The organism is Streptomyces phytophilus, from assembly GCF_013870535.1.
GTDB lineage: Bacteria > Actinomycetota > Actinomycetes > Streptomycetales > Streptomycetaceae > Streptomyces > Streptomyces phytophilus.
This window is the reverse complement of sequence record NZ_JACBXC010000154.1, coordinates 1-8,178: the sequence shown is the minus strand read 5'-3', so window position 1 is coordinate 8,178 and position 8,178 is coordinate 1. Positions and strand designations below refer to the sequence as shown.

The 8,178-nt window shown below is 72.3% G+C and carries 8 protein-coding genes; all 8 read left to right on the top strand.

Features of this window, described 5'->3' with window-relative positions:
• The coding region (locus H5J30_RS10725; RefSeq protein ID WP_258563236.1) for an ATP-binding cassette domain-containing protein at window positions 1-447 on the top strand (447 nt) is incomplete at its 5' end.
• The gene (locus tag H5J30_RS10720) at window positions 444-1,568 is read left to right on the top strand and encodes an ABC transporter permease (RefSeq protein WP_181787198.1); all 1,125 of its coding nucleotides are present in this window, start codon (window positions 444-446) and stop codon (window positions 1,566-1,568) included. The genes H5J30_RS10725 and H5J30_RS10720, both read left to right, overlap by 4 nt.
• A complete protein-coding gene (locus tag H5J30_RS10715; protein ID WP_181787197.1) occupies window positions 1,565-2,527 on the top strand; it encodes a substrate-binding domain-containing protein in 963 nt (320 codons plus the stop codon). The genes H5J30_RS10720 and H5J30_RS10715 overlap by 4 nt, the downstream gene beginning before the upstream one ends.
• Window positions 2,527-3,969 carry a mucin-5B gene (locus tag H5J30_RS10710; protein WP_181787196.1) on the top strand — a complete coding sequence of 481 codons (1,443 nt, stop codon included), beginning with the start codon at window positions 2,527-2,529 and terminating at the stop codon, window positions 3,967-3,969. The genes H5J30_RS10715 and H5J30_RS10710 overlap by 1 nt, the downstream gene beginning before the upstream one ends.
• 79 nt (window positions 3,970-4,048) lie before the next feature.
• A complete protein-coding gene (locus H5J30_RS10705; RefSeq protein WP_181787195.1) occupies window positions 4,049-4,828 on the top strand; it encodes a GntR family transcriptional regulator in 780 nt (259 codons plus the stop codon).
• A 213-nt stretch (window positions 4,829-5,041) separates the two neighbouring features.
• Window positions 5,042-5,674, top strand: coding sequence for a glucose-6-phosphate isomerase family protein (locus H5J30_RS10700; RefSeq protein WP_181787194.1), 633 nt, complete (start codon window positions 5,042-5,044; stop codon window positions 5,672-5,674).
• A 2-nt stretch (window positions 5,675-5,676) separates the two neighbouring features.
• On the top strand, window positions 5,677-6,705 hold the full coding sequence (locus tag H5J30_RS10695) for an ABC transporter substrate-binding protein (RefSeq protein ID WP_181787193.1): 1,029 nt from the start codon (window positions 5,677-5,679) through the stop codon (window positions 6,703-6,705).
• Between the two features lie 9 nt (window positions 6,706-6,714).
• The coding region (locus H5J30_RS10690) for a sugar ABC transporter ATP-binding protein (RefSeq protein ID WP_181787192.1) at window positions 6,715-8,178 on the top strand (1,464 nt) is incomplete at its 3' end.

The window sequence follows — 8,178 nt, the reverse complement described above, 5'->3', positions numbered from 1 at the left end:
GAGAACATCGGCCTGACGACGCTGCACACCGCCACCCGCGGCCCGCTGCTCGACGGGCCGCGCCGCCGCCGGGAGGCCGCGGACATGGTGGGCCGGCTGGACATCCGCCCGGCCAACTGCGCCGCGCTGCCCGTGTGGACGCTCAGCGGCGGCAACCAGCAGAAGGCGGTGCTCGCGAAGTGGCTGCTGACCAGGCCGCGGGTGCTGCTGCTCGACGAGCCGACCAGGGGAGTGGACGTGGCGACGCGCGCGGAGATCTACCGGACGCTCGACGAACTGGCCCGCGGCGGGATGGCCGTGCTGCTGGTCTCCTCGGACCTCACGGAGGTGATCGGGGCGAGCGACCACGTGCTGGTGATGCACGAGGGCCGGCTCGTCGCGGACGTGCCCGCGAAGGACGCCACCGAGGACGGCGTCCTCTCGTACGCGATCGGGCGTGCCGCGTGAACGGGCGGCCCCCGGCGGCGGACGCCGCGAAGACCGACACGACACCGGACACCGGGACCACCGGGACCACGGAGAGCACCGAGAGCACCGGGAAGGAGCCGGCCGACCGGACCCCCGCCCCGGTCCTCGCCCGCCTGCGGCTGCCGCGGCTGGTGGTACGCGGCCGGGACTTCACCGCCGAGGCCGGGATGCTCCTGCTGCTGGCGGCGTTCGTCGCCGTCGCCGGCTCCACGACCGACGCGTTCCTCACCGACACCAACCTCACCAACCTGATGAAGCAGATGGTGACCACCGGCCTGCTCGCCTACGGCATGCTCGTGGTGATCGTCACCGGCGGCATCGACCTGTCCGTCGGCTCCGTCGTCGCGCTGACCGGCATCATGGCCGCCGGCCTCGCCGCCGACATGCCCGTGCCCTTCGCCCTGCTGGCCGGGGTCGCCGTCGGCATCGGCTGCGGGGCGGTCAACGGCACGCTCGTGGCGAGATTCGCGATCGCCCCGTTCGTGGTGACGCTGGCGGCCCTGACCACGGTGCGCGGGCTGGCGTTCGTCTACTCCGAGACGCCCGTCGCGCCGACCAAGGAGAGCTTCTTCGAGCTGGGCTCCGCGACCGCCGGGCCGTTTCCCGCCGCCACGCTGATCATGCTCGGCGTCTTCCTCCTCGGCGGGATCTTCCTCACCCGTACCGCGCCCGGCCGGGCACTCGTCGCCATCGGCGGCAACGCCGAGGCGGTACGCCTCGCGGGGATCGGGGTGCGCCGGCACCTCGTGCTCGCGTACACGATCAGCGGCGCCTGCGCCGGGCTCGCCGGGGTCATCCTGGCCAGCCGGGTGGGCATCGCGCAGCCCAGCGTCGGCACCGCGTTCGAGCTGGACGCCATCGCCGCCTGCGTGATCGGCGGCGCCAGCCTGGCCGGCGGCAAGGGCTCGGTCCGCGCCACCTTCGCGGGCGTGCTGCTGCTGGCCCTCATCAACAACCTGCTGAACCTCTACGACGTGCAGAGCTTCTGGCAGCAGGTCCTCAAGGGCCTGATCATCGTGGCCGTCATCCTCGTGCAGCGCGCCGGCCGGCTGCGCGGCGGGAGCGGCGGCACCGACCGAACGAAGGCGAGAACCACATGATCCGCATCCGCTCGGCCGCGGCCCTCGCCGCCGGCCTCCTCACCGCCACGGCGCTGGCCGGCTGCTCCTCCGACGACTCCGGCGGGGACGGCTCGTACACGGTCGGCGTCGCGAACTTCACCCTCAGCGGCCCCTACTTCAACGGCATGGACAAGGCGATCGAGGCCCGGGCGAAGAAGCAGGGCGTCGACGTCCGCTCCACCGACGCCGGCGGCGACGCCGCCAAGCTCGCCGCCAACGTCGACGACCTGCTCGCCAAGGGCGTCGACGCCGTGATCGTCTCCGGCGGCCCGCTGGAGTCGGCGCCCGCGGTGCTGAACGCCATCAAGGCCGCGGGCAAGCCGGCCGTGCTGGTCGACCGGAAGTTCCGGACGGGCGACTACACGAGCTGGATCGGCCCGGACAACGAGGCCATCGGCAAGCAGAACGGCGACTTCCTGCTGGAGCGCCTGCCCGACGGCGGCAAGGTCGCGATCATCAAGGGCGGCCCCGCGGACAACAGCATCGGCCTGGCCCGTACCGACGGGGTCAAGCAGGCCCTCGACGGCGCGCCCGGCATCGAGCTGGTCGAGGCGCCGGGCTTCGGCGACTGGACCACCGACGGCGGGCTGAAGGTCATGGAGGACCTGCTCGCCGCGCACTCCGACATCGACGCGGTGTTCTGCGAGAACGACGCGATGTGCCTGGGCGCGCAGCGCGCCGTGTCGGACGCCGGGCTGGCCGAGGACATTGTGCTGGCCGGCGTGGACGGCCAGACCGAGGCCGTCAAGGCGATCCTCGACGGCACCAACTACCTGGTCACCGGGCTCAACGACGCGGACGAGATCGGCAGCCTGGGCCTCGACCGCACCGTCGAGATCCTCGACGGCAAGGAAACCGAGAAGGACACCGTCGTCCCCGCGCCGATGGTGACCGAGGACAACGCGAAGAAGTACTACGACCCCGACGGGAACTTCTGATGACGTCTACGTCCCGACCCCCCACCCGCGCCGGCGGACTCGCCGTCCGCTCCCGCCGCGCCGGCCTCGCGCTCGCCGCCGGCGCCCTGGCGCTGACCCCCGCCCTCCAGGGCGGCACGGCGACGGCCTCGGCCGCGCCGGAGGGCGCCACCGCCGGCTCCGCGGTGGAGTGGCAGCTGCTGCACGAGGAGGACTTCGCCGATCAGCTGGACCCGGACGGCGCGTCCTGGACCCGCGAGACCTACGACGAGCCGTTCGACACGATCATGGACGACAACGGCCAGTGGTACCGCAACGACTACGGCCCCGACTGGGAGGAGGCGATGGGCTCCTTCGACACGTACCGCAAGGAGTTCCCGGTCGGCGACGGCGGCTGGCTGACGGCCTCGCTCTCGGCCCGCGACTGGAACAAGGACGGCGAGATCGAGCAGCCGCCGTCGATCACCAACGACACCGCGGGCGGCGGCCCCGTCGCCCGGCTCGACGTGCCCGACCACACCGGCGGCGCCATCCTGCGGCCCACCGAGCAGCTGCCCGACGCGTACCGCATCGAGTACAAGCTGAAGACGCTGGACTTCGGCGGCAAGCGCAACGGCTCCATCGAGTACGACGGCCGGATCAACGGCTACGACGCCGAGGGCTGCAAGACGCAGCACCCCTGGGGCGAGGGCTCGAACAGCCCCGGCTGGGAGGGCGACGCCTCGGCGCCGTACTGCGAGTGGCAGGACGTGCGCGAGGGCCCGTACGGCTACAACGGCTTCCACTACATGTCGATCGTCGACTTCCCCGACCCCGCGCCCCGCAACAACCACTTCTGGCACTACCGCCGCAAGGTGCTCATGGACTCCTTCGCCCAGCACCCCGACCGCGTCGGCGGCGGCACCGGCGGCCGGATCTGCGACGCCTCGACCGGGCAGTACTACGACTACAAGGACAGCAGCTTCAACACCGTCAACATGTGGATCAGCGGGATGCCCAACTGGACCCCGGGCCAGGGCGGGCTCGCCGGGAACTCGCAGTGGTTCATGTCGAGCTGCTCCGGCGGCGTCGCCGAGCAGCAGCTCTCCTCCGCGGGCGAGCTGCAGCCGGAGCTGATGCCGAACGAGGACTACACCTTCGCCATCGAGCGCGACGCCACCGGCTACACCCTGGAGGCCAGCGGCAACTTCGCCCGCGCCGGTCAGCAGACGCTCCGCTTCCACCGGCCGTTCGTCGTGGACGACGCGCCGATCTGGCACTACAACACCAAGCCGGAGGAGTACGACGGCCGGTTCGACGGGGACCTGGTGCAGAACGACAAGAACGGCAGCACCACCTGGGCGGACCAGTGGCCGCAGGGCTCGGCCTACCCCGACTCGTTCGTGATCGGCGACCTCTACACCAACGTCTACGAGGGCAGCGCCAGCCTCACCGACCTGAAGATGTTCGTCCCGGCCGGCTGACCGGCCGACCGGAGAGGAGCAGTGGGGGAGGGGCGCCCGGCGGGCGGTCGTGCCGTGAGAGTTGTTATCCTCTCATGACATGCAGTCAAGTATCGATCGTTCGTCGCTGCTCCCCTTCTACCACCAGCTCAAGCAGATTCTCCTGGGCGAGATGGAGAGCCGCGAGCTGGGGCCCGGCGACCGGCTGCCGGGGGACCACGAGCTGTGCGAACGCTACGGGGTCTCCCGGACGGTCGTCCGCCAGGCCCTCGCCGAGCTGGAGTCCGAAGGGGTCATCGAGCGGATCAAGGGCCGCGGCACCTTCGTCGCCCACCCCAAGACCCCCGAGGGCCTGGTCCAGTCCCTCACCGGGCTGTACGAGGACGTCGCCGCCCGCGGCGGCCACCTGCGCAGCCAGGTCCGCCGGCTTGCGGTGGTCCCGGCGGACGCGCAGGTCGCCGGTGCGCTGGAGGTGCCGCCGGGGCACCCGGTGATCGTCATCGAGCGGCTGCGGTTCGTCGAGGAGGAGCCGTGGGTGCTCACGATCACCCACGTCCCGCAGGAGGTGGCCCCCGGTCTGGTCGACGAGGACCTGACCCAGGAGTCGCTGTACGCGCTGCTGGAGGGGCGGTTCGGGGTGCGGCTCGTGCAGGGCCGCCGCTCGGTGGAGGCGGCCGTGGCCTCCGCGGAGCTGGCCCGCAGCCTCGGCGTCAACCGGGGCGCCCCGGTGCTGGTGCTGCGCAGCGTCAGCGTCGGCGAGCAGGGCCGGCCGGTCGAGAGCTTCGTCGCCTTCCACCGCGGCGACCGCAGCCGCTTCGAGGTGGAGCTGTCCCGGCAGTCCGGCGCCGCGCCGCGCCCGCTGATGATCGTCACCGACTGACGCGCCGGGGGCCGTACCCGTCCCGTACGCCCCTCCCGACCCGACCTTCACCGGCCGGTCCGCTCACACCGAGCGGGCCGGCCGCGACGCGTTTCCGCGATGTTTCCGCTGCGTGCCGGAACCCTTGACATCCTGACCGTACAGGATGTCAAATGACCTGGTCATCACGCTGACGCCCTCCGGAAGTACCCCGCACGACCCCAGGAGGCCACGGTGCCGTCATACGCATCGCCCCCCATCGAGCCGAGTCTCATCACCTTCGATCCGCGGGCCGGCGGCATGAGCCCGTCGGGCCCGGTGCTCACCCGGCGCATGTCCGATCTCGACGGCCTCTTCGCCGACGGCGACGCCTGGCACGCCGCGGTACGGGACGGCGGTGACCCCGTCGTGTACGACGTCGCCTCCTCGCCCGTACCGGAGGCCGAGGGCGAGCTGCCGCAGTCGATCACCACGATCCGGCCGGGCACGGTCGGCGGCGAGTTCCACATGACCAAGGGCCACCAGCACCCCAACCCGCAGGGCGAGATCTACCTCGGCCTCGCCGGCACCGGCGGGCTGCTGCTCTTCGACGGCGACCGGCCGCAGTGGATCGACATGTACCCGGGGGCCATCGGCTACATCCCGCCGGGCTGGGCGCACCGCAGCGTCAACACCGGCGACGAGCCGTACCGCTTCCTGGCCGTCTACCCCGGCAACGCCGGCCACGACTACGGCTGGGTCCTCGCCCACGGCATGGGCTACCGCGTCCGGCGCACCCCGGACGGCGGCGCGCCCCTGCTCGTCCCCTTCACCGCTCCGTCCCCCTCGTCCTCTCCATCCCCCACGTCCCCCAGCAACCAGGAGTAGCCATGGCGCGCATCCGTTTCGTCTCCTCGGGGGTGGCCGCAGCCGTGGCCGTGGTCTTCGCGGCCGGCGGCGTCGCCGCCGGGAAGGCGGCGTTCGACGACTCCGGGTCCTCCTCGTCCGGCGCCGCCGCGGTCGGCGGCACCAAGGTCGACGTCATCACCAAGGCCACCGACTCCGACTTCTGGCAGTCGATGCTCGCCGGCTCCAAGCAGGCGGGCGACGACTTCGGCATCGACCTCGGCCTCTTCGGCCCGACCTCGGAGACCGACATCGAGGAGCAGGTCAGCCTGGTGGAGAACTCCATCTCCCGGGGCGCCGACGCCATCGTGCTGGCCTCGAACTCCTCCACCGCGCTGAACAGCGCCGTGGACCGGGCCCGCGACGCGGGCATCAAGGTGATCACCGTCGACAACGCGATCACCACCGAGGCCGAGGGGTTCATCGGCACCGACAACGTCAAGGCGGGCGAGCAGGCCGGCGCGCGCATGTGCGAACTGCTCACCGACAAGGGCCAGGAGGACGGCAAGATCCTCCACGAGAGCTCGACCTCCGGCCAGCAGGTCCTCGTCGACCGGTTCAACGGCTTCAAGAGCGGCCTGGCCGCCAAGTGCCCCGACGCCGAGATCATCCAGACCTCCGTCAACGACAACGACCTCAACAAGGCCGTCTCCCAGGTCAACGACGCCCTCACCGCGACGCCCGACCTGGCCGGGGTCTTCGCCGACAACAACACCTCCGGCACCGGCGCCGCCAAGGCCGTCGCCGAGCGCAACGCCGCCGACCGCGTCGCCGTCGTCGCCTTCGACTCCGACCCCGCCGAGATCGCCGGCGTACGCGACGGGTCCATCGACGCGATCATCGTCCAGAACCCGTTCTTCTTCGGCTACCAGGGCGTCGTCGAGGCCGCGATGGCCGCGGGCGACAGCACGCCGCCCGTCCGGCTCGACCCGGGCGCCGTGGTCATCGACAAGTCGACCGTGGACGAGGAGCAGTACGAGCAACTGCTCAACCCGCCCAAGACCAAGGGCTGAGGGCCGGCCATGGCGACCCCCGAGCCGAGCCCCGTGGTCAGCCTGCGGGGCGTGGGAAAGAGCTACCGCGCCGTCACGGCGCTGGCCGACGTGGACCTGGACATCGCGCCGGGCGAGGTGCACTGCCTCGCCGGCGAGAACGGCGCCGGGAAGTCCACCCTGATCAAGGTGCTGACCGGCGCGGTGGCCCGCGACAGCGGCGCGTACCGGGTGCGCGGCCGCGAGATGCGCACCCACGTCACCCCCGCGGAGGCGCGCGCGGCCGGCATCGGCGTGGTGTATCAGGAGCTGAGCCTGATGCCCGAGCTGACCGTGGCGAGCAATCTGAGCATGTTCGGCATGCCCGGCCGCGCCGGCTGGGTCGACCGCCGCCGGCAGCGCGCCCAGGCCCGCGAGATGCTGGCCCGCGTCGGCCTGGCCGACCTGGACCCGCGCACCCGCGTGTCGGAACTGACCACCGCCACCCGGCAGTTGGTCGAGATCGCCCGGGTGCTCGGCCAGGACGCGCGGCTCGTCGTCTTCGACGAGCCGACCACCGCGCTGTCCGCGCAGGAGGCGGACGCGCTGCTGGGCCGCATCGCCGTGCTGCGCGACGAGGGCGTCTCCGTCCTGTACGTCACCCACCGGCTGGAGGAGATGTTCGCCGTCGGCGACCGGGTGACCGTGCTGCGCGACGGCCGGCTGGTCGAGACCCGGCCGATGTCCGACTACGACGAGGACTCCCTCGTGCAGTCGATGGTCGGCCGCCGGATCGAGAACCTCTACCCCGGCGAGCGCGCGCGGCCCGGCGACGTACGGCTGGAGCTGCGGGGCCTTCGGCCCGCCGGCTTCCCCGCGCCGGTCGACCTGACCGTACGCCGCGGGGAGGTCGTGGGCCTGGCCGGGCTGCTCGGCTCCGGGCGCACAGAACTGCTGCGCGCCGTCTTCGGCGCCGACCCCGTGCTCGGCGGCGAGATCCTCCTCGACGGCCGCCGCGTCAGCGCCACGTCCCCGCGCGCCGCCGCCCGGGCCGGGCTCGGGCTGCTGCCCGAGGACCGCAAGGAGTCCGGGCTGCTGCTGGGGCTGAGCATCGAGAAGAACGTCGCCATCGCCAGCCTGCCGCGCACCGGCACCCTCGGGGTGCTGCGCCGCCGCCGGATGCGCGAGCACGTCACCGCCGCCTCCGAGGGCCTGCGCATCAAGCTCGGCGACTGGAGCGACCCGGTCTCCTCCCTCTCCGGCGGCAACCAGCAGAAGACGCTGGTCGCCCGCTGGCGGGCCACCGGCGCCAAGGTGCTGCTGCTCGACGAGCCCACGAAGGGCGTCGACGTCGGCTCCAAGGCCGACATCTACCAGGTGATCGCCGAACTGGCCGCCGACGGCCTGGCGATCGTGGTCGTCTCCTCCTACCTCCCCGAGCTGCTGGGCCTGTGCGACCGCGTCGAAGTGGTGCGCCAGCGCCGGCTGGTGGGCTCGCTGCCCGCCGCGGAGGCC